This window comes from Pseudomonas sp. NBRC 111139, assembly GCF_001753955.1.
Classification (GTDB): Bacteria; Pseudomonadota; Gammaproteobacteria; order Pseudomonadales; family Pseudomonadaceae; genus Aquipseudomonas; species Aquipseudomonas alloputida.
In genome coordinates this window covers 48,964-70,304 of the sequence record NZ_BCBP01000051.1, presented here as the reverse complement: position 1 = coordinate 70,304, position 21,341 = coordinate 48,964, and the positions used below count along the sequence as shown (strand labels likewise).

17 protein-coding genes and 1 tRNA gene are annotated in these 21,341 nt (G+C 53.1%); 4 read left to right on the top strand and 14 right to left on the bottom strand.

The window, feature by feature from the left end; all coding sequences use genetic code 11:
• Nucleotides 1–66: 66 nt before the first annotated feature.
• Genes BJQ17_RS31765 through BJQ17_RS30315 form a run of 3 tightly spaced genes read left to right on the top strand, consistent with a single transcriptional unit; the run spans nt 67 to nt 1,491 of the window.
• A complete protein-coding gene (locus BJQ17_RS31765) occupies nt 67–216 on the top strand; it encodes a hypothetical protein (protein WP_175442748.1) in 150 nt (49 codons plus the stop codon).
• A 44-nt stretch (nt 217–260) separates the two neighbouring features.
• Nucleotides 261–572, top strand: a complete 312-nt coding sequence (locus BJQ17_RS20530) for a helix-turn-helix transcriptional regulator (RefSeq protein ID WP_070096571.1) — start codon at nt 261–263, stop codon at nt 570–572.
• Nucleotides 544–1,491, top strand: coding sequence for a reverse transcriptase family protein (locus BJQ17_RS30315; RefSeq protein ID WP_083285087.1), 948 nt, complete (start codon nt 544–546; stop codon nt 1,489–1,491). The genes BJQ17_RS20530 and BJQ17_RS30315 overlap by 29 nt, the downstream gene beginning before the upstream one ends.
• A 321-nt stretch (nt 1,492–1,812) precedes the next feature.
• Here the strand turns inward: BJQ17_RS30315 and BJQ17_RS20525 are convergent, their stop codons facing one another.
• Both BJQ17_RS20525 and BJQ17_RS20520 read right to left on the bottom strand, forming a co-directional pair.
• Nucleotides 1,813–3,144, bottom strand: coding sequence for a hypothetical protein (locus tag BJQ17_RS20525; RefSeq protein ID WP_070096570.1), 1,332 nt, complete (start codon nt 3,142–3,144; stop codon nt 1,813–1,815).
• Nucleotides 3,137–4,195, bottom strand: coding sequence for a nucleoid-associated protein (locus BJQ17_RS20520; RefSeq protein ID WP_070096569.1), 1,059 nt, complete (start codon nt 4,193–4,195; stop codon nt 3,137–3,139). Before BJQ17_RS20520 ends, BJQ17_RS20525 begins: the two co-directional genes overlap by 8 nt.
• 1,150 nt (nt 4,196–5,345) lie before the next feature.
• Here BJQ17_RS20520 and BJQ17_RS20515 point away from each other — a divergent pair.
• A complete protein-coding gene (locus BJQ17_RS20515; RefSeq protein WP_070096568.1) occupies nt 5,346–6,491 on the top strand; it encodes a PIN domain-containing protein in 1,146 nt (381 codons plus the stop codon).
• 520 nt (nt 6,492–7,011) lie between these two features.
• Here the strand turns inward: BJQ17_RS20515 and trbL are convergent.
• From trbL to rpsU, 12 genes are all read right to left on the bottom strand, one after another.
• Nucleotides 7,012–8,406: a P-type conjugative transfer protein TrbL gene (gene trbL / locus BJQ17_RS20510; RefSeq protein ID WP_070096567.1), complete on the bottom strand. Its 1,395-nt coding sequence runs from the start codon at nt 8,404–8,406 to the stop codon at nt 7,012–7,014.
• Nucleotides 8,407–8,608: 202 nt separating this feature from the next.
• Nucleotides 8,609–9,364 (bottom strand): P-type conjugative transfer protein TrbJ, encoded by a 756-nt coding sequence (gene trbJ / locus BJQ17_RS20505; RefSeq protein WP_070096566.1) that lies wholly within the window; start codon nt 9,362–9,364, stop codon nt 8,609–8,611.
• 38 nt (nt 9,365–9,402) lie between these two features.
• Nucleotides 9,403–9,777, bottom strand: coding sequence for a conjugal transfer transcriptional regulator TraJ (traJ, locus tag BJQ17_RS20500; protein ID WP_070096565.1), 375 nt, complete (start codon nt 9,775–9,777; stop codon nt 9,403–9,405).
• A gap of 303 nt (nt 9,778–10,080) precedes the next feature.
• Nucleotides 10,081–10,323, bottom strand: coding sequence for a TraK family protein (locus tag BJQ17_RS32615; protein ID WP_175442747.1), 243 nt, complete (start codon nt 10,321–10,323; stop codon nt 10,081–10,083).
• Between the two features lie 17 nt (nt 10,324–10,340).
• Nucleotides 10,341–11,234, bottom strand: coding sequence for a helix-turn-helix domain-containing protein (locus BJQ17_RS31280; RefSeq protein WP_139139799.1), 894 nt, complete (start codon nt 11,232–11,234; stop codon nt 10,341–10,343).
• Nucleotides 11,235–11,239: 5 nt separating this feature from the next.
• Nucleotides 11,240–11,458 (bottom strand): hypothetical protein, encoded by a 219-nt coding sequence (locus BJQ17_RS20495; protein WP_028633554.1) that lies wholly within the window; start codon nt 11,456–11,458, stop codon nt 11,240–11,242.
• Between the two features lie 207 nt (nt 11,459–11,665).
• Complete coding sequence (locus tag BJQ17_RS20490) at nt 11,666–12,757, bottom strand: site-specific integrase (RefSeq protein WP_070096564.1); 1,092 nt, start codon at nt 12,755–12,757, stop codon at nt 11,666–11,668.
• 126 nt (nt 12,758–12,883) lie between these two features.
• Nucleotides 12,884–12,960: transfer RNA gene (locus BJQ17_RS20485), tRNA-Ile, on the bottom strand.
• Nucleotides 12,961–12,976: 16 nt separating this feature from the next.
• The gene (locus tag BJQ17_RS20480; protein ID WP_054888487.1) at nt 12,977–16,720 is read right to left on the bottom strand and encodes a bifunctional diguanylate cyclase/phosphodiesterase; all 3,744 of its coding nucleotides are present in this window, start codon (nt 16,718–16,720) and stop codon (nt 12,977–12,979) included.
• Nucleotides 16,721–16,847: 127 nt separating this feature from the next.
• Nucleotides 16,848–18,698, bottom strand: coding sequence for an RNA polymerase sigma factor RpoD (gene rpoD / locus BJQ17_RS20475; protein WP_003255578.1), 1,851 nt, complete (start codon nt 18,696–18,698; stop codon nt 16,848–16,850).
• A 67-nt stretch (nt 18,699–18,765) separates the two neighbouring features.
• Entirely contained in the window at nt 18,766–20,748 is a 1,983-nt protein-coding gene (gene dnaG, locus BJQ17_RS20470; RefSeq protein ID WP_003255577.1) for a DNA primase, read from the bottom strand.
• 304 nt (nt 20,749–21,052) lie between these two features.
• A complete protein-coding gene (rpsU, locus tag BJQ17_RS20465) occupies nt 21,053–21,268 on the bottom strand; it encodes a 30S ribosomal protein S21 (protein ID WP_003255575.1) in 216 nt (71 codons plus the stop codon).
• Nucleotides 21,269–21,341: the final 73 nt, after the last annotated feature.

Genomic DNA, 21,341 nt, shown 5'->3' with positions numbered 1-21,341 from the left:
CCTTAGGTTGTATCGAGACGGATTTGGAGTGGTTCCAGATCTGACAACCGTAAGTAAGGAGTTTGTATGCAAAGTGAAAAAGAAACCGCTGAACAGCGCTTGGCTAAACGTAAGAAGCCTCTCAAAGGCCTTGACCTCGCAATGCTTCTCGTCAGACTGTTTGATATTGGTCTGAGGCTGGTAGAGAAGTATTTCGGTGACGGCAACGGAGGATGATTTAGCATACCCCCCTTTTAATCCACTCATTGTAGGTGGCTATCATGCTTTCGAAAGCGCTTCTATTGCTCAGAAAATATCACGATCTTACCCAATCTCAGCTCGCATCCGAGCTAGGCGTTTCTAACTCGTATTTATCAGAAATTGAATGCGGTAAAAAGCAGCCTTCGCTAGATATTCTAGGCAAATATAGTAATTTTTTTGAGATTCCACTGTCGTCCATCATTTTCTTTTCGGAGCATGTCGATGATAAGAAAATTACGGAAAAGGCAAGGCTAGGTTTCGCTGGGTCAATATTGACTATGTTGGAATGGAATCTCAAACGACATGAAAAAAAGAAAAAGCTCACCGCCTGACAAAAGCATTCCTTTAGATCAATGCGCCTTATTTAAAGTTAGATCTAAACGGCGCTTGTGCGAGATTTTGAGAGTCCCACTATCTTCTCTGAAAGGGCTGATGGATGATGATCAAAACTATCATGCTGTTGAAATCGAAGAGTTTGTTAACGAACTGACTGGGAAAAGAAAAAAAGCTAGAATTGCTAGTGTGCCTAATTTTTGGCTAAAAAAGCTTCACTTAAGAGTACATGATTTATTGTCGGCGATTACTACGCCCATCTATGCGCACGGATCAATAAAAAAACGCTCTTATATTACAAATGCTTTGGTTCACGTTGAAGCTAAAGAGTTTCTGACGATGGACCTAAGAGATTTTTTTCGGTCAGTAAAAAGGCACCACGTCTATTTTTTCTTTAAAGATAAAATGGCTTGCTCCAGCGATGTTGCTGGTGTTTTGAGTTATCTATTAACGTACCAGGGCGCGTTGCCAGTTGGTAGCCCTGTTAGTGCGACACTTGCGATGTGGGTTTGCCATGCTATGTTTGAGCAGCTTAACAAGCTCGCATCAAGTTATGCACTTAAATTTTCTACTTTCGTAGATGACCTGACATTCTCTGGTGATGTGGTTCCGAGTAAATTTCAGCTATTGGTTGAACGAATTTGTCAGCAGTCTGGCTTGTCAATCCGTGAAGATAAGACGTTTCTGTACAAAAACGGGATGGCCGCATCAGTAACAGGTGTGATAATTCATAATGGTTCCATAAAACCTCCGCATTCCCGCTATCAAAATCTTAGAAAGCTCTCCACTGTTCTTAGTCAGCAAGGAAGGCACGCTGTGATCAACGGAAAATATGCGAGATATTCGTTTCAAGGCGGACGAAATGAAACAAGGCTTTTAAGAAGAATCAATAATGTGCAATCGAATGATTCGATTTGAATTGTATAGTCTCACCCTCTATGGGTTGAAGGGATCGTAAGAATATTTCCTTGTTAGTTGTCAGGCTTAGAGTCTTGAGCTTGTACTTGGTCATAAATGCTCAGTAGATTACCCTTCCATGTCTCAAGCTAAACCGAATAGAGAAGTTTGATCTGCCTATCCCCCGCAGACAACATACGGCTATCAGGCTCGCGCAGGCGATGCGAAATTAGCTGTTAGGCTTGGAGTCAAGTCTTCAAATATAAACATCTGGTGTGTCTCCCATATAAGGCACATTGAAGTCTGCTTTGATTTTTTTGCTCAGTGTTAGCTGCAGTACTTCTACCCAAGCACTAGGAGGCATAGAATTATAAATATGAGTGATGCATAGATGAAATCTATGACTTTCTTTATTCTCCCATAGTTTTCAATGGCTTCCCTGATAGGACGCCTTGATATCTTCTTTAACTCGCTCTCTGAAATCAATGAGCTCAGGCCCTTACTCCAATTTCGACGGAATCTTATTTGTGAGCGGATGAACATTTTATTTTGATAGCCTGTTAGTAAAATGCTAGTCGCAAGCCAGGCTGCCGTTGCTATTAGCAGGGAATGTGCGCCCTCCCTGGTAATTATGTTTTTTGCAACCAATGTCTGCCTTAATGCGGCAATTATGAAAGTTATACTTGCATCGCGAAGAAGGCTGGTCGTAAGTGCGCTCGTTTTGTCAATAATTTTGCTTGTCTCGTCTGATACTGTTTTTCGAATATCAGTAATGGCTTTTAATAATTCTCCAGTCTTGACTAGTAAATGACTTCTGTAGTCTTCACGGGCACTGGATAGGGAAGGTCTGAGCACTCTAGATATATATTTGGTCCAGCTTTCCGATTGCTTTAGATCATTGTTTGAAAGCCGCTGGGACAGTAGGGTATGTCGCACCTCGGTTTCTCTTGATGTCTCAAAAACCCAGTACACAGCTTCGTGAATACTGGAGTGTGTATCTCTAGTAATCGAGGTGAATGCCACCTCATTAGGAATATTTAGTGTTTTGCTCCCCTTTATAGTATGGTATTGGACGCCGTCTGTAGAGGAGATTTCTGAGGCCAAAAGTAGGGCTGCTCTAGGGGTGGCGATATCTAACCACTTTGAGAATAAGTCATCAGGAGTGTCAGGTTCGGTAGGCGTTACCCAGAACAGTTGGTTTGAAGTCACTTGAGCACCGGTGTAATCCTTTAGGATCTTCCGAGGGTCTGCAGTCTCTATATTTTTTTCATGTTCCTGTTCTTTGTCACCATCAAAAGCCCATTTCCTGAAGCGGCAAGTTAAAGTCGAGAACTCGCTGAAATCCTCATGAATGAAAATGTTCTGAGATTTACTAATTTCGCTTGATTCAAGATTTTTTAAGAAACCTTGTTTCGTAAAAAAATATCTATTCTCAAGGTTTCTTGATTTATTGAATGCTATTAGTTCGATCTCGAAATTTAAGTGGCTATCAGGTGTCGGCAGACTTATTTTTTCGTCAAATGCATCGCTAATTTGAATTGAGAAGTCAATGCCATTATTCGCGAGTGTGTTCAAGTCGCTAAATAATGACTCATCTGTACGATCCTTCGGGCGGTAGAACGCCGTATCCAAAGACTCACTTACGAAACAAAGTCTAGATAGAATTTCAATCATCTGACTCGTCTTCCAGGACGTATTGGTCTGTGACAATCCGAATGATTTTTTTTGCACCGTCTTCTTCAAAAAAAATATTCTTATTTACGTCGTCGCTTGTATAGGTCACTCGAACTCCTTCATAAGTTTGCTTTATTCTCTTGGAGCCTTGCTTGATCGCTTCAGGAGAGATTTCAAACTTTTCGCTTGATATTTTTTGCTTTTTTAAAGATGCTGCAAAGGCCTTTTTTATCTTGTCTTCTTTGTGGGCCTCACCAAATGCAGCTGTGAGAATTTGCTCGTGATTTTCAGGGTCGAACTCTACGGTGTCTTTTACAGCCTGTCGTATCTTGCTTTTAAGCCTTTTTCTAATTTCAGGAGGGATTAAAGTTGGTTGACTTTTTGCTGTTTCTTCTAGTGCTGTAATAAGCCTTTCTGTTAATAGAGTACTGGAGAAAAGGCGATCAGCTTGCAAAAAGTCTTTTAGCTTTTCTGTTATATCACCTTTGCTACCACTTCTGTCTGTACATATTATGCTGGAGTTAGGGCATGAAATATCAAAGAGCACCGACTTTTGAATGGCTTTCTTGTCTTGAACAAAGTTGTTTAAGAACTGATTGAGAATAGGCTTCGCTTTTCCGTCGTTTAGCACTTCGGTGGTATACGATATTACTGTCATGTCGTCATATTTTATTATTGCCCCATAGGTTTTGTCCTTGTTCTTTATTTTAAGGAGCATAAGTGCGCCAGGTATCAGTCGTTTGTCTGACTGAAAAAGTTCCTGGAATTTTTCGGCGAGGCGTTCTGAAGTGTCAACAAACGCGTGTTGACTTGTCAGTGCAGTCCTTACTTGATCTTTTATCCAAGAGTTATCTTGGAATCGATATTTGGTTCCCTTTGTCGTTTCTCTCAATCGGTCGATGAAAAACGTTGAGTAGTCTTCAGGCGTTTCTACCTCCATTAATATCTTCGGTGTGCTTAAGTCGGGGCTGACTATATGGAATATGATGCGGTCTAGTTCCGCATCATCTTCAATATGATATTCAGTATCAGCTAGGATTTCTTCAGGCATGGTTTCCTCTAACGTTTTAGTTTTATGCTTGGAAGTCTATGGTGAGCAGCTTGGAACTTTAGATTTAGACGCTTTGGAACAGCTCATTGAGCTTGCTAAGCTTTGTGACTCGGTCGGGGAGACACGATCAATCGGAGACTGCGAACTTTCTCTGCACTGAATTGCCCCTGGATCATTGAAGATCCAATCACTTAACGTTTGCATCTTCATTGTTACGAAGCAGCACCCCGAGACATACGGGGTGGCAAGTCATGTAGATTGGGATGGAACACCGACAGTAACTGGGACGGCGATGCATAAGCAGATGCATGAGGGCATTGCCAGGGACACCTTCGTGCTGCGACGGCAGGTGCAGGGTTGGCCGGCAGGTCGGATGAAATGAACCTGTTGGACATGCGCCAAGCTTTGAGGGCGGGAGTAGAATCCATTCTCTGACCTTCAGCGTTCCTGAGTTAGCTGAATATGACCGAAACCTACCGTAATGGCACGATAATACTGCAATCGACGAAGAATTTTTTGCGCACCGATGCAGGCAAATCCGTTCCTTGGCTGCTCACTACTGAGGAAATGGGTCAAAAAGAGACCCACTGCTACCCTTCTACTCTCACTCCAGCCAAGCAAAACCTCTATTGATGCTGAGTGCTGTAGGCAGGCTCGCACCGCATTGCTCGCGACAGCAGTATGCCTGTCGATCAGAGAGATAAGCGCCTCGATCCTCAGTATGGTGATCGGCACCGACAGGCGCGCGATGTTTTAGCCGACCTATCGTGACGACCGCAGTCGTAGGGATTTGAGCGCGTCGACGACCCGTGGTGGGGCTCATCCTGGTACACCCCTAGCGCGTGTTCGTGAAGACCTGGACCATCCTAGGAACTCTGGTGAAGCTCGCCGAGCAGTATGGACTGGTTGTTTACGCATCGAGCTGTGAGCCGCTAGACTCCTTCAAGCTGTAGGACTAGTAGATTGACTTTACTGGTAATACCCGGGAACACTCAGCGATCAACACCCTCGACAGAATCAGCACGGTGAATTTCAGCTGTTGGTGTTTAGGATAGTTTGGTCCGATACTTGACGTCGGACCATGAAGTTAGCCATGCTGTAAACTAATAATGAGCATATGCTCTCGTGATAACTTGATAAGGACGCTTGTATGCCAGAAGGGATTCCTACAGCTGCACAGCTTTGGCATGGTGACATATCATTCTTTTCCCTTGATACGGACCTCATACAGTCAGCCGGTTTCAACTTCGATGGTGGTCAACTTAAGCAATTGCCCAAACAACTTCCAGATACGATGAGCCTCCGCCTGCCGGAAATCGTTGCACAAGAAATCGTCTCTCATCGCATGGAAAAGGTCAGTAAAGCAATTCAGCAATTCCAAACCTCCTCAAATGAATTGAAGAGACTCGCTTCCGTCGCGATGGGGGATATTGACCAAGCCTTCACTAAGCTGGATGTCAAATCCAATGCAAGGAGTTACTACTATAAGCAGATTGAGGATTACGTATCGATCTGTCAGGGTACTATTCTGCCAATTGACGGTCATTTGCTAGCGCAGCGTATGTTTAACCTTTACTTCGATGGTGAGCCTCCATTCGATACACGAAAGGAAAAGAAGGCCGAATTCCCGGATGCTGCCTCCGTACTCCTACTGGAAGACTTTGCTAGGAGTCACCACACGATTGGCTTAATTGCTTCTCGTGACGGGGGATGGAGCAAATTCGCTGAGACCTCTGAATATCTGTATTGCGTGCGATCAATCGAAGATTTAGCTGCGCTTTTTGCAGCCACAGATGCACACGCTAAAGCCATCGAAGCGAAGGTAATAGAGTCAGTTCAGGATGATCACTCAAGTCTTAGGGATAGCCTGAATGATGCGTTGTACGATCATGTGAGTGATTCATCATGGCATGCTACACATGTAGAAACTCATACGGTTTCTAGGGTGGAGGCAGAGGTCTGCGAAACAAAACTTAAAGACTATGAAATTGAATCGGCTGAAGTGTGGTCTATCAGCCCAGATAAGAAAACTTGGGTGATTGAACTGGTTGTGAAGGCAAGTGTCGAGCTCTCGATTAGTGCGGAGTTTTTTGCTTGGGACTACATTGACCGAGACGAGGTTTCCATAGGTTGGGATGTGTACCCAGCTGTAAGTTCAATTGAGGCTCAAGTTTACTTTACGTGCGGTGGAGTCGAAGAAGATACTCAGCCCGACGACTGGGATATCGAAATTGAGATCGCAAGTGGTGAATATGAATGTGCCCCGATGAATGTAGAGCCCGATTTTTCTGACTGAGGTCGATACAGTCTGTCCCAGATTTTATGTGCATCCTGCCGGGGTAGCTATCGTGAGCCCCGCTCCAGCCAAGAGCTCGTCGCTTGGGTGCGCGAGCACGTCTACAAGGCGGCGCATTCATTCAGGTCATGGCGGGTCTCGGCGTATTAAGTGGCCCAGTAACTTCTAGTTCATAAGGTTGGAAAATGACCATTAAGGTTGGTACGAAAATTTCGTCTCTAGTCATCCTGGCCACCGCTAGCTTATGAACTAGCAATCTGCATACTTACTTTGGGGGTAGAGACTCGTAACGTTCTGACTTGGTGGTATTTACGTCAAGGTCCGATAATTTTTCTACGTTGTTTTCTCGAAGAATTGACCGAAGGTTAGTCTTTGTTACATAGATCGGCATCGGATAAGTAAAGCCTTTATCCTCATCGGAAAAATCTGGGACCTCTGCAGATTGGTTTTTTCTCATTTCTCTACTCGCATGGCTAAGTTCAGAATGTTAGAGGTGTGGCTGTCGTTGGTGCAGTAATATCTAGTCATTAGGTGGACATTTATTAACGAAATCTGATATTTCATCCGCTCCGTCACCAACATTATCGACTTCGGGCATATGGTTATTTTCATCCGTCGTCTCTACGCCTTCGTTGATTTTGGATGCTAGTCGTCCTCCTGCAGAGCTTGCCAATGCGGCATTGGCCCTGTCGCTGATGCTTTGGCCTATATGTTCCGTGAGGAGTGAACCTGCTTTCGATGCTACTCTGAGAGCAGTCGAAAGCTGGGAAGCGTAGTCCGAATCCTGGCTCTTTTTGGGCGTCCCCATTGCATGCCCTAAAGCTGAATGCGTTGAATCAGTCGATGCGTTCTGCTCGTTCACCAGATCATTGCTGATGATCCCGCTATCGCTCGGAGTATCTTCGATGTTGGCTTGAGCAGCCTTGAAAGCAGCAGCAAGGGCTGTGGCACCTCCGGCAATCTCTTTTGTTCCTGCTAACGCGGTTGTGCCTGCAGAAGTTACTGCAGAGGCCGCCATAGCAGCCGCACCGAGCGCAGCCCCGACTCCAAAGCTACCGATCCCAGAGCCTTGACCTGTAGAGCCTACTATTCCTGCCAGCATAAGAGGGAGTTTGTTGACCAAGGAAAGCAAGATCACTGATGCAACCAGCAACACGCAGAGACTGTTCAAGTCCGGAGTTCCGGTCGCAAAGGCCCTGTAATACTGATCCAAGAATGACTTACCCACTCCAATTAAAAATGTCATGGTGAAAAGCTGGACACCAATCCCGAGTACGGTTTTGTAGAAGCTAATGGCGATATCTGACGTCCACCGGCTACCGCCAAAGCCCAGGAGGAAGATCCCCGCGTAAGCAAGCAGCCAAGCCGATACGAGCAATAGCAGCATGTTCACGGCGATGAGTGCCAAAATCACCAGAACCACTATTGCGGCTGCGAGCATCAATGCGGATACCACTGGGGACAACACCGAGGCAGAAGCGCTGACCTTGGTCAGGATGCCGAATCCGATATCCACAATGCTTGACGGAGACAATCCGGTACCTAGCCCTACCGCCTTGGCGCTTATCGCACGCATCGTGTTGATGATGGACATTGAGATCGCTGGGCCATTTTGGAGCAGCCACCAGAAAAAGCCCATGGTGCCGAAGAAGCGGATGGTTTCGGCAAAAAATGACTGTAGATCAGCATTTCGTAATGCCATGAGGCCGTAAGTCCAAACCATACTGATCAGCGCGAGGCTCCAGAACAGCCATGACGCGCTGGAGGTGATCTCGGATTGCCAGGTGGTGGCAACGGTCGAGAAGCTGTCGAGGATTTTATTGAGCATGTTTCCGCTATCGAGCCCACCAGCGAGGGCGGCCTTGCTAAACGAAAGTGCTGTCATGGCTAGGTAGATGGTCAATGATCTTTTCATGCGTCACCATTTCCTATCATCGCTTTGGGTGTTTTTATGCCCAAGGGCGCAAGCGTCGTAGCTATTTTCTTGAGATGTAGCTCGTCCTGCCGTCGATGTATCGCACTCAATAGATGTAGGGGTTTCTGGAGCGTCACAGCCGTTGAGTAGCAGTGCGCTCAGAATGAGGATCCGTTTAAGTTGTGCGTGCATGCGCTTTCCCTCACCAGCCTTTATCCGCGCTTGGGCTGTTTCGACTACTCAGTGCTCGTTTGTCAGCGGCGGTGTGTTGAGCGTCGCGATCAACACGGACTTGAGCGCTGGTGGCCTGGGCGTTTTGCTGAGCAATCAGCAAGCTGCGAATTTGCAGAAGCTGATTGGCCTGTGCGCTAGCAAGCTGATTGGCTGCCTGGATGGCTTGCATCTGACCTTCCGCGCTGGTTGCCTGTCGCTGTAGGCCTGCGAGCTCACCAGCGTCTTTGCGCAATGTTTCCTGTTGCTTTGAGACACTGGTCAGCAGGGCATCATTCGCGCGCTTCTTTGTGGAGCTGGCCTCTTTCTGTGCCTGTGCAATGGCTTGTTGATCCGATACACCGCACGCGTCCGAGCCTATGCAAGGTGCGCTTTCGTAGTGGGCCGTGTCCTGGTAACGCTCAAGATATTTCTCCAGGCTGCCAGCTTGGGTCTTGTAGTAGCTGAGCGTGTCCTGAGCAGCGAGGAGCATAGAAATCGTCTGATCGGCCTGACTCCAAATGTAGTCTGCTGGAGCCGCTGAGTTTCTGAGCATGATCTGGTACTGCTGCAATTGAGTTTTGTACTGCTCAATCTGCTTCGTCACCGCAGCGACATTTTGAATCGCGCTGACGGTTGTCTGGCTCAGATTTACCCCATCCACAACAGGGATTCCGGCGAATGCAAGGTGAAAGGGCAGGGCGCTGGCTACCGCGAAAATCCACTGCTGTTTATTCGATCTTTTCATAGGGACTCCAGAGGTGAAGGCTCGATTTTTTTTAGCCGCTAAAATTTCAGTGCCTGGACCAGCCGAAGCATTTCGTCTTGATTGGCTTCAATGCGTTTCAACAACGCTCGTACCATGCCTGGTGTTAGCGGAGTACCGCAGGCCGTCAATTTGGCGTCATCGGTTAGCCATAGCTTCAGAAGCCCACCAAGACGGCCTTGGTCAGCGTTGATTTTTACGATCTGCGCTACGTACTGGGAGTCGAGCGTGCTTGTAATCTCATAGCCAAGGCTCAGCCGCCGCAGGTACTCAGCGACCGTCAGGCTCGCCTTGGATGCGTTTTCTTTAATGGTTAGCTCCTCACTCGGTAATACCGGCACACGTAAATGCTTTCCGTGTTTACGTGTATCTCTCTCAGCTTCATTGCGGTTCATGGTCTGACCTCTCTTTGGTGTTCACAGAGTCGCGGCAGCGACTGCCTCGCAGAGCAAGACAGCATTGAGCGCCGAAGGCGCGAATACGCGAGAGTGAAATTAGATAGCCGACTTGTCGGTTAGCTAACTTCACCTGTCTTGCCCTGAATATTCGTATGGCTGGCAGGAGTGTCATCAGCGACCTCGGGTAAACAATAGGGTTGCTACAGCGTTCAGCTATGGGGTGATCGCTGAAACAACGGCAGTGATCGAATATTGAACGCCTGGGCAACGATTGTTCGGCTCAGCAAAGGTGTGCAATAGCTATTGAACGCCGCAGGGTACGAGTAGCAATCTCTTGGCGTAGCGACGAAATGCTTGATAGCCAAAGTCGATAGATCCCTCATCATGCAAGGTCGTCCATATTCCTAACAAAGACCAACCTCCTTCAATCGCTTGCAAAATATCCTCGCGTAGCAAGATGAACTGGGCCAAGTTGGTAGCAGGGCTTGAGGGCGGATAGGTTGCGGCTACTCGTTCCGCGATCCGTACAGTAAGTGGCTTCATTTTAATCTCCCGGACGACTATGTCTCAGAGCTAGGCTCTGGCCCCTCAACTGTCAAAATCCGAACTGGTGATAAGCCAGAGCTAGACCTATTTATCTTTAACTTCTTTAAATATTCCTTTCCTACGGTAGACCGACTCTCGTTCTTGACAGTTGAAGGGCTTTCTTTCGGAGTTGCTGTCGGGGTCCTTGGGTGCGCGTTATCGGCGCTCGTTGGCTCCCATGCAGATGATTGATCCTTGAAGTTGTAACTGCCATCTCGATATCGCTTGATCACTCCGTGGAACCACCTTATCGCTGTGGTTTTGATCGATCCTGCTTTGATGGCAGCTGAGAGCTCGTTCAGCATCCGCTGCTGGTCCACGGGTGCAACCAGCTCCAGCGCCTTGAAAATCTGACTCCTGGTTTCCGCGGAGACCAATGCCGCCAACCGCAGCGGAGGATCCCCGGCCTCCAGGGCTGAGTCGAGTGACGTAGTAGTTTTTTTATTTTTTGGTTTTATTGTTTGTTTAGTATTTATATGTGCTTGTTTCTCCAGGTGCGGCTGATCCGTCTTCGGATTATCCATCTTTGGATTTTCGCAATATGGTGCAGGATCGGCTCTCTCAGACGGTTCGTCAGAGATATGCCACACCGTTTTTGCGAATCGACCTCGGGAGTCATGGGTACGCTCGATGCTCAAATAGCCAGCGGTCTCAAGCTCATGCAGTCCGCTCCTGGTTGCGGCTGCACCAGTGCCATTTTTCTTGGATAGCGATTCCATTGTCAGGTATGAACAGCCTGGGGGTAGGGACAGCAATTTCACCAATAGTCCTAACGATTTCCAGCTTAGGTTTTTGTCATTTATTACATCGTTAGGGATAATTGTGAAATGACTGGATACCTTCCTTTTTACAATTAGGGATATAGACATCTTCGTCAGCCCTGCTCGAGCACCTTGGCTACATCTGCGGTTCTAAAGTAAATCCTTCTCCCAATTCTGACCTTGCAAGGAAGAAATTTTCTCGATACCTCATTGTCGCCACTCAGGCTGATTCTCAGGCCGTCCTTGCTTCTATGTAATACCTCTGCAAGCTGCTCAAGGGACAAAAGTGGAGCCCCAGAGAATAAGTCGCGTATGTATTCTTCCGTGGTCATGTTAGGTGTCCTCCGCTTAATTTCGGATATCCTATGACACCTAACGCAATTTTTAAAAGTATTTTTTCAAACTCAGCTTGACAGTGAAAAAGTTTAGCTATAGTGCTTCTTATTTGTTTAGTTAAACTTTTTCGAGAATTGTGGTTTTTTAGCGGCTAAAATTTATTTTCAGCTTGCGGATCGAGATATAAGAGCTAAGGATTTTAGCTAAACTAGCTTTTGGGGTTTAGCTAAACTTTTCTTTCTTTTTGATATACTATCTAGTCGGGCAACTAGATCCTCGGAGCGTAAGTGTGTATATCTCTTCAACATTTGCATTGATTTGTGGCCGCTGATGCTCGATACCTCTTGGTCGGAGAGACCGCCCTCCACAAGGCGGCTTACCGCCTCATGTCTCAAGTCGTGAAATCTGAAGTCGGATAGCTGTAGCTTCTTGACCAGTAGCCCCCAGATTTTTGTGAACGCGTAGGGGCGACGTTTCCCGTCCTTCCCAGGTTCACCAAAAAACACCAGGTTGCAATCGCTAGGGCGAGCGGGATTTATCATCGCGGCTTTGAAAAGCGCAGTCGCTCGTTTGCTCAGTGGCACAGTTCGTTGACCATCATTTTTCGTGTCAACGAGTCTTACGATGCGTCGCTCTGTGTCCACCTGAGGTCTGCGTAGCGACGCGATTTCACCTGAGCGCATACCAGTTTCCAGAGCGATGCCGACGATCCACCCGAGCATTGGATTGCTATGCCGATTCACCTCTGCGAACAGCCGCCGTTCCTCATCGGGCGAGAGCCTACGATTGCGACCCTCCCCGGGGCTTGGCTTGCGTATATTCAAAACGGGGTTAAACGTCAGGCCCAGCCCCCACTCCTGGATCGCGACCGTGAAAACGTGGCTCAGTAGAGCCAGCTCCAGGCGAACGGTGTTGTTGCTGGTCGTGCCCGCGCGGCCTGGCTCGTTAAGGCGCTTGTCGCGATAGTTGGCAATGGTTTCAGCGGAAAGGGCTGCGAGAGAATACTTGCCCAGATGCTCCGTTAGCTTTTTAGCCTTGGAGATCTCACCGCGTTGAGTCGTAGGCTTCTTTGTGGGTGTAATGTCGGTCAGGTAGCGCTTGAGCGCTATTTCCAGCGTCATGCGCTCAGAGCCGCTGCGCTGGATGTACACACCGCGCACCATCTCGTCTTCGGTGCGTCGTGACCAATCCTCAGCGTCGCGTTTGGTGCGGAAGGTTTTGGCGTTGGTCGGCCATCCGGTCTTGCGGATAACTGCCTTCCAGGTGCCGGCAGGGGTTTTGACGATTGTAGCCATCTGAAGGACTCCAAAGGCGTGCAAGCGAAGCCGCACTGTACCTAATTTGTACCTTTAGACCATAGGACTGTATCTGAGGTGGTTCCGCCAAAAACACGAAAGCCGCGCAGTGCGCGGCTTTGAGTGTGGTGGGCCCACACGGACTCGAACCGTGGACCAAAGGATTATGAGTCCTCTGCTCTAACCGACTGAGCTATAGGCCCTCAGTAAGTGGGCGGATTATAACGAGGGTTTCGCACCTGTGCCATCTGAAAGATCCGATAGTGCTATGCGAAGAAACGCGGCCGCGAATTCCTCTGGCGGTAGCGGGAGGCTGACGATGTAGCCCTGGATCTGCTCGCAGCCCTCGGCCGCCAGAAAACGTTGCTGGGCCTGGTTCTCCACGCCTTCGGCAATGATGGTCAACTGCATGCTGCGGCCCAGGGCAATGATCGCCCGGGCAATGGCGGCGTCGTGTGGATCGTCGGGCAGGCCGCGGATGAACGACTTGTCGATCTTGAGGATGTCCAGCGGCAGGCGCTTCAGGTAGCTCAGCGACGAATAGCCGGTGCCAAAGTCGTCGATGGCTAGCTGCACACCCAGTTTCTTCAGTTGGTACAGCACGGCCAAGGCCTCCTCTGCCTGGCTCATGATGAAGTTCTCGGTGATTTCCAGCTGCAGGTCACCGGCCCTCAGCTGGTAGTGCTTGAGCAGTTGTTCGATGCGCCGTGCCAGGTGTGGGTGGCGCAGCTGGGCGCCGGCAAGGTTGATCGACAGCGGGCCGAAGGGTTCGTAGTGCTGCTTCCAGGCCTGCATCTGCCGGCAGGCTTGCTCCAGTACCCAGTCGCCGAGCTGCAGGATGGTGCCATTTTCTTCCGCCAAGTGGATGAAGTGTTCCGGCGGTACCTCACCAAAGGTCGGGTGGCTCCAGCGGATCAGCGCTTCGGCACCCACCAGGCTCTGGGTCTTCAGGCTGAGCTTGGGCTGGAAGCACAGGCTCATTTCGTTGCGTTCGACGGCCCGGCGCAGCTCATGCTCCAGGGCGATGCGCTCGCTGGCCTGGGCGGTGAGGTCGCGGGTGTAGGCTTCGACGCGGTTGCGGCCTTTGGCCTTGGAGCGGTACATGGCGGCGTCGGCGTTGCGGATCAGTGTGGAGACGTCAGTGCCATCCTGTGGGTAAAGACTGATGCCGATGCTGGCGCTGGTGAAAAACTCATGCTCGCCGGCCTGGAACGGGGCGTTGAAGCAGGCCAGTAGTTTGTTGGCGATAGTGCTGGCGTCACTGGGCCTGTGCAAGCCGGGCAGCAAAATGATGAATTCGTCGCCACCCAGGCGGGCTACGGTGTCAACATCGCGTACCTGCTCTTTCAGGCGCTGGGCGATGCCCTTGAGCAACAGGTCGCCGACCGGGTGGCCAAGGCTGTCGTTGATGTGCTTGAAGCGGTCGAGGTCCAGGAACAGCACTGCGCCTTGGCGGTTGGACACCTGCGCGCAGGTAAGTACGCCCTGCAGCCGGTTTTCGAACAAGGTGCGATTGGGCAGGCCGGTCAGCGGGTCGTGGTGGGCCTGATAGTCGAGTTTGGCCTGGGCGTGCTTGATGCTGGAGATGTCTGCAAAAACCGCCACGAAGTGGGTGATCTCGCGGTCGCTGTTGCGCACGGCGCTGATGGTCAGCCAGCTTGGGTAAAGTTCGCCGTTCTTGCGCTTGTTGTAGATTTCGCCCTGCCAGTGGCCCTCGGCGGTAAGCTGGTGCCACATGGCCAGATAGAAAGCGCTGTCGTGCTGGCCAGAGGCGAGCAGGCGCGGGGTCTGGCCGAGGGCCTCGATCTCGCTGTAGCCGGTGATCTCGCTGAAGGCGCGGTTGACGGCACTGATGCGCTGGTCAATGTCGGTAATCAGCACCCCTTCGGCAGTGTTCTCGAACACAGTGGCGGCCAGCTGCAGTTTTTCTTGCATCAGGTGACGCTCGGTGATGTCGCGGGCGATGGTCAGCATGCAGTCGACGCCGGTAATCGGCAGGGGCCGGGCGGACAGCTCGCACAGTCGGATCTGCCCGTCGCTGCGGCGGATATGACAGGTGAAGTCGCGCACGAAGCCGTCACGGTTGAGCTGGTCGACCAGGCGTTTGCGCTCGTTGAGGTCGACCCAGATACCCAGGTCCAGCGAGGTCTGGTCGATGGTTGGGTTGAGGTCGTAGCCGGTGAGGCGGCAGAAGCCTTCGTTCACCTCCAGCAGCAAACCGTCGCTCTGGCGCGACAGCAGCAGGCCGTCGGGCGAAGCGTGGAAGGCCTTTGCGAACTTTTCTTCAGAAGTTTGAAGCTGCTGCTGGGTCTCCTTGAGCTGGCTGATGTCGCGTACCGCCACTACCAGCGCGGGTGTGCCGTCCAGTTCGAAGGTTTCAGCCGAAGTCAGGCCGGTGAACAGTTGGCCGTTGCTGCGGCGGAAGCTCATTTCCAGGTTACGGATACCCCCTTGGTGCAACCTTTGAAGCAGGAGCGGGCCACTGCCCTCTACGCCCCACAGGTCAAGGTCGGTGGCAGTGCGGCCTATGACCTGGTCTGGGGGCAGTCCGATCTGCTCTTCGAAAGCCTCGTTCACCTCCAGCAGGCAGCCATCGCTGTGGCGAGCGATCAGCAAGATATCGGGGCACTGCTGGAATACCGAGGCGAACTTCTGTTCGGACAGACGCAGGGCATCCTCCGTGCGCTTGGTTTCGCTGATGTCGATCATCAGCCCGCGCATCACTGGCTGGTGGCCGTGCTCGATCATACTGACGATGTTGCGTATCCAGAGGGGCTGACCGTCAGCCCGGATCACCCGGTAGTCCAGGCTGTGGTCGCGCCCCGCTGCGGTCTCGCTGTCGCAGTAGGCCTGGGCCCAGAGCGCGTCCTCCGGGTGCAGGATACTGCGCCAGAAACCGGGCCTGAGCCAGTCACTCAATGGGTAGCCGAGCAGATCTTCGGCATGGGGTGAAACGTAGCTGTAGGTGAAGTCGTTGGCATCGGCTTCCCAGGCGATGGCTGACAGGCTCTCGACCAGGCCGCGGTAGTGGTACTCGCTGCTGCGCAGTTCTTGCTCAAGGGCGATGCGCCGGGAAATTTCCGAGCTGAGCCGGCGGTTGATGCGAATGACCACTGCCAGCACAGCCATCAGCAACAGCACCGTTGGCAGGCCATACACCAGCAGGTCGGACCAGAACATCCGCTGGTCGACCACATTACCCACCCAGTGCTGCTGGATCTGGCTGATTTCGCTGCTGCTCATGTCGGCCATCACTTTGTCGAGGATGCCGACCAGCACGCTCTTGTCGCGGGGAACGGCCATCGCCAACTGGTAGCGGTAGGGTGTTTCGCCGCTGACGTAGAGGCCGTCGAGCTTGAGTTGGCGCAGGCTCCAGATACTGGAAGCGAGGTCGCCGACCACGGCATCCACTTGGTCGGTGGCCAGGGCTTGCAGCGTGGAGCTGACGTTTGGCAGGGCAACCAGGTTGAGGTCCGGGTGGTGGGTACGCAGCAACTCGTGCGGGGCGTAGTTCTCGACCACGGCAATTTTCAGGCCGTACAGGTCAGCCAGCTTGCGCGGTTGTGCGCCGCCTTTGTGCGCGAGGATGACAATGGGGAAGTCGAGGTACGGGCGAGTGAAAGCCAGGAAGCCCTGGCGTTCGGGGGTGGACATGATGCCGGGCAGCAGGTCGATACGGCTTTCCCGCGCTTGCGCCAGCACCTCGGTCCAGCTGCTGGGTTCGACCGGTTTGAACGTCACGCCCAGGCGCTGCTGGATCATGGCGATGTAGTCGGCGGCCAATCCCTGGTACCGGCCCTCCTGGTCGCGAAACTCGAACGGTGGCCAAGAGGCGTCTACACCCAGTTTCAGCTGCGGGTGGGCAGCCAGCCAGGCGTTCTCCTCATCTGTCAGGGTCAGGGCGCCGGCCGTTGTGTTCCACAAAATCAGGATCAGCAACAGAATGGCCGGCTTCAAGGACATGGCAGCCTCGCACTCAGGTGGTCTGCAGTCGAGTGTAGACGGGCATTGCTGCAGGTGTGCAACGGAAGGCGGGCTTTATGTCTCGGGCCACTAAAGAAAAACCCCGGCCTGGGCCGGGGTTTTGTCATCACTCGTCGAGGAAGGAGCGCAGGTGCTCGCTGCGAGTCGGGTGGCGCAGCTTGCGCAACGCCTTCGCTTCGATCTGACGGATCCGCTCACGCGTTACGTCAAACTGCTTGCCCACCTCTTCGAGGGTGTGGTCGGTGTTCATGTCGATACCGAAACGCATGCGCAGCACCTTGGCTTCACGTGCGGTCAGGCCCGAGAGCACGTCACGGGTGGCTTCCTTGAGGCTTTCGACCGTGGCTACGTCGATCGGGGACTGCATGGTCGAGTCCTCGATGAAGTCGCCCAGGTGCGAATCTTCGTCGTCACCGATCGGGGTTTCCATGGAGATCGGCTCTTTGGCGATCTTCAGTACCTTGCGGATTTTGTCCTCAGGCATTTCCATGCGCTCGCCCAGCTCTTCCGGAGTCGGTTCGCGACCCATTTCCTGCAGCATTTGGCGGGAAATACGGTTGAGCTTGTTGATCGTCTCGATCATGTGCACCGGAATCCGGATGGTGCGTGCCTGGTCGGCGATCGAACGGGTGATCGCCTGACGGATCCACCAGGTGGCATAGGTCGAGAACTTGTAGCCGCGACGGTATTCGAACTTGTCCACCGCTTTCATCAGACCGATGTTGCCTTCCTGGATCAGGTCGAGGAACTGCAGGCCACGGTTGGTGTACTTCTTGGCGATGGAAATCACCAGACGCAGGTTCGCCTCGACCATTTCTTTCTTGGCGCGGCGGGCCTTGGCTTCACCGATCGACATGCGACGGTTGATTTCCTTGATCTCGGCAACGGTCAGGCCGGTTTCGGTCTCAAGGTCGATCAGCTTCTGTTGGCAAGCGACGATGGCAGCGTTCTTTTCACCCAGGGCGGCAGCCCACTTGGTGTTGCGCTTGGCCAGGTCACCGCTCCAGGTCTGGTCGGTTTCGTTGCTTGGGAACATGCGCAGGAAGTCGGCTCGCGGCATGCGGGCGTCACGTACGCAGAGCTGCATGATGGCGCGTTCTTGCTGCCGCAGACGGTTCAGGGCATCACGTACACGCTCGACCAGTACCTCGAACTGCTTCGGTACCAGCTTGATCGGCATGAACAGGTCAGCCAGGGCCTGCAGGGCCTCGATGCTTTCCTTGTGGTTACGACCATTTTTCTTCAGGACCTTGGAGGTCGCCTGAAGCTGATCGGATACCGCACCGAAGCGTTGGGCTGCGACTACCGGGTCCGGGCCGCTCTCGGCCTCTTCCTCGTCGTCACCGCTTTCGGATTCTTCTTCGTCGTCGTCGGACTCTTCCTTCGCCGCAGCGGCCTTGGCGCCTGGGATCGGCACTTCTTCGGTTGGCGCGGCAATGTTGTCGTCAGGGTCGATGTAACCGCTGAGAACGTCCGACAGGCGGCCACCCTCGGTGGTGACGCGATCATATTCGCCGAGAATGTAGTCGACAGTGCCCGGGAAGTGGGCGATGGCGCCCATGACTTCACGAATGCCTTCCTCGATACGCTTGGCGATTTCGATCTCGCCTTCGCGGGTCAGCAGCTCGACAGTACCCATTTCGCGCATGTACATGCGCACCGGGTCGGTCGTGCGGCCGATATCGGTTTCAACTGCCGCCAATGCAGCAGCGGCTTCTTCGGCCGCGGCTTCATCGGTGTCGGCTTCCGCCAACAGAAGGGCATCCGCATCCGGAGCACTCTCGAATACGTTGATCCCCATGTCGTTGATCATGCGGATGATGTCTTCCACCTGTTCCGGATCTGAAATATCCTCAGGCAGGTGGTCGTTGACCTCCGCGTAAGTCAGGTAGCCCTGCTCACGACCGCGGGTGATCAACTCTTTGATACGAGACTGCTGTTGCGCTTTTCCGGACATAACACCCTATCCACTGAAGGTCTTGGCGGGCAAAAAACAAGCCGAGGATTATACCCGAGCATGGGCCTCACGCGCCAGATGAGGTCGGCGTTTGTGCGGGAACATTTCGGCTCAGCAGGGCAAGGAGCTGGGTTTTTTCCTCGCTGGTCAATTCGCTTTGACGTGATTTCCTGAGCAGTTGTTCCAGGCTGCGCTCGCGTTGGCGGGCGGACAAGCTAGTTATAGTGTCGAAAAACTGTTGTTCAAGGTTGTCGGCCACGATAAGCCATTCCTTTTCCGCCAGGGCCCGCAGCAGGCGGCCCTGTTCGGTGCCATGCCAACGTGCGATCAACTGCATTGAGCTTAGCCCAGGATTTTTCTGCGCGGCTTCGATCAACGCCACCAGCAGCTGGCTGTACAGGTGTTCTTCGTCGGCGAAGTGGCTGGCATCTTCCACCTTGCCTGCCAGCAGTGGGTGGTGCAGCAGGGTGCGCAGGGCGGCCAGGGTGGGCGGCTCGACCGGTGCTGGCACGCGGGGAGGTGCTTCGTCGCGTTGCTGCCAGGGCTTGCCGCCCTTGCGGTTCTTGTCCCAGGGTTTGTCACTCCACGGCTTCTTGCTACCACCCTTGTTGGGTTTCCATGCCTGCTCCTGATGAACGGGGGCATAGTCGTGCTGCGGCATGTCGCCGTAGTCGGGGGTGTAGCTGGCCATGGCGTCGTAGTCGTAGCCAGGGTCGTAGTCCGGCATGCTGCTGGTCGCCGGCGCTTGTTGCGCCAGCTGCTCGACCTGCTGCGGGTCGAGGCCGGTGATTTCCTTCAGGCGGTTGCGCATCAGCTGACGCAGGTTGGCGCCGGGGATCTTTTCGATCAACGGTGCGGCCAAGGTCGCCATATGCGCCTTGCCTTCCAGTGAGCGCGGGTCGGCTTCGACGCCAAGTTGCTCGAAGAAGTAGTCGGCCAGCGGTTGGGCGTGCTGGTTGATACGGGCCATGAAGGCGTCGGTACCTTCGGCACGCACCAGGCTGTCCGGGTCTTCGCCTTCGGGCAGGAACAGGAAGCGCGCGCGACGGCCGTCCTGCAGGTTCGACAATGTCGATTCCAGTGCGCGCCAGGCCGCCTTGCGCCCAGCCTGGTCACCGTCAAAACAGAACAGCACGCTGGGCACCACGCGGAACAGGCGCTTGAGGTGCTCTTCGCTGGTGGCGGTGCCAAGGGTGGCCACGGCATTGCGCAGGCCTTGCTGGGCCAGGGCGATGACGTCCATGTAGCCCTCGACGACGATGATCTCGTCGAGGTTGCGGTTGTGCTTGCGCGCCTCGTACAGCCCGTACAGCTCCTGCCCCTTGTGGAAAACCGGGGTTTCCGGGGAGTTCAGGTACTTGGGCTTGTCGTCGCCGAGCACCCGGCCACCGAAGGCGATGATGCGCCCGCGGCTGTCACGTATCGGGAACATCACCCGGTCGCGGAAGCGGTCGTAGCGCTTGCCGCTCTCGGCGTTCTCGATCAGCAGGCCGGCATCGATCATCACCTTCTGCTGCAGGGTGTCGGCACCCAGGTGCTTGAGCAGGTTGTCCCAGCCGGGCGGGGCAAAGCCCAGGCCGAAGTCGCGGGCAATTTCCCCGGACAGGCCGCGGCCCTTGAGGTAGTCCACCGCTGCCTTGCGTGACGGGTGGCTGCGCAGGGCCTGGCGGTAAAACTCCGAGGCGGCGTCCAGTAGCGGGTACAGTGGCGAGTCAGTGGGCTGGCGCGGCTTCTGGTCGCGGCGGCCTTGCTCGCGGGGGACTTCCATGCCAGCGGCGCGTGCCAGTTCCTCGACGGCCTGGGGGAAGTCCAGGTTGTCGTGGTCCATGACAAAGCCCAAGGCGTTGCCACCGGCGCCACAGCCGAAGCAGTAGTAGAACTGCTTGTCGGGGCTGACCGTGAAGGACGGGGTTTTTTCTTTGTGGAACGGGCAGCAGGCCGAGTAGTTCTTGCCGGTTTTTTTCAGCTGGACGCGCGAACTCACCACGTCGACGATGTCGAGGCGGTTGATCAGGTCGTCAATGAAACTCTGGGGAATCAGCCCGGCCATGGCAGTCTCGTTATCTGGCAACTGGCAAGTCTAATCGCTCACGCGCCGAAGGGGGCGAGTGCTGCTTGAGGAAGTGCGAGGGAATGTGTGCTCGTCGCCAGCCCCTAAGGGCTCGTCAGTCGGACGTGCACGCCTGGTCATACAGCAAGGAGGACCAGCTCTGACGTTTCAGGCAGGTTGCCCATGATGCAGTTCGCATGAAGCTTGTGCAGGGCCTTGAGCTAGCTGCTCAAGTTTGAAACGACCACTGCCATCGCCCGGGGGTTAGCCGGGCAGGGCAGAAGCTTTGCGTTGAACGTCTGTATTAGTACAGACGAACGGCGCGGCGCTGTTCGCGCTGAACTTTCTTGGCGTGACGCTTAACAGCAGCAGCTGCTTTGCGCTTACGCTCTGCGGTCGGCTTCTCGTAAAACTCGCGGCTACGAACTTCAGCCAGTACACCGGCTTTTTCGCAGGAGCGCTTGAAACGACGCAGAGCTACGTCGAAGGGTTCGTTCTCTTTAACTTTGACGGCTGGCATCCAGGGCTACCTTAATTCATTACCGGGGTAGACGTGCTCCTGGCAAAACAAAGGTGTGCTGGAGAACGTCGGT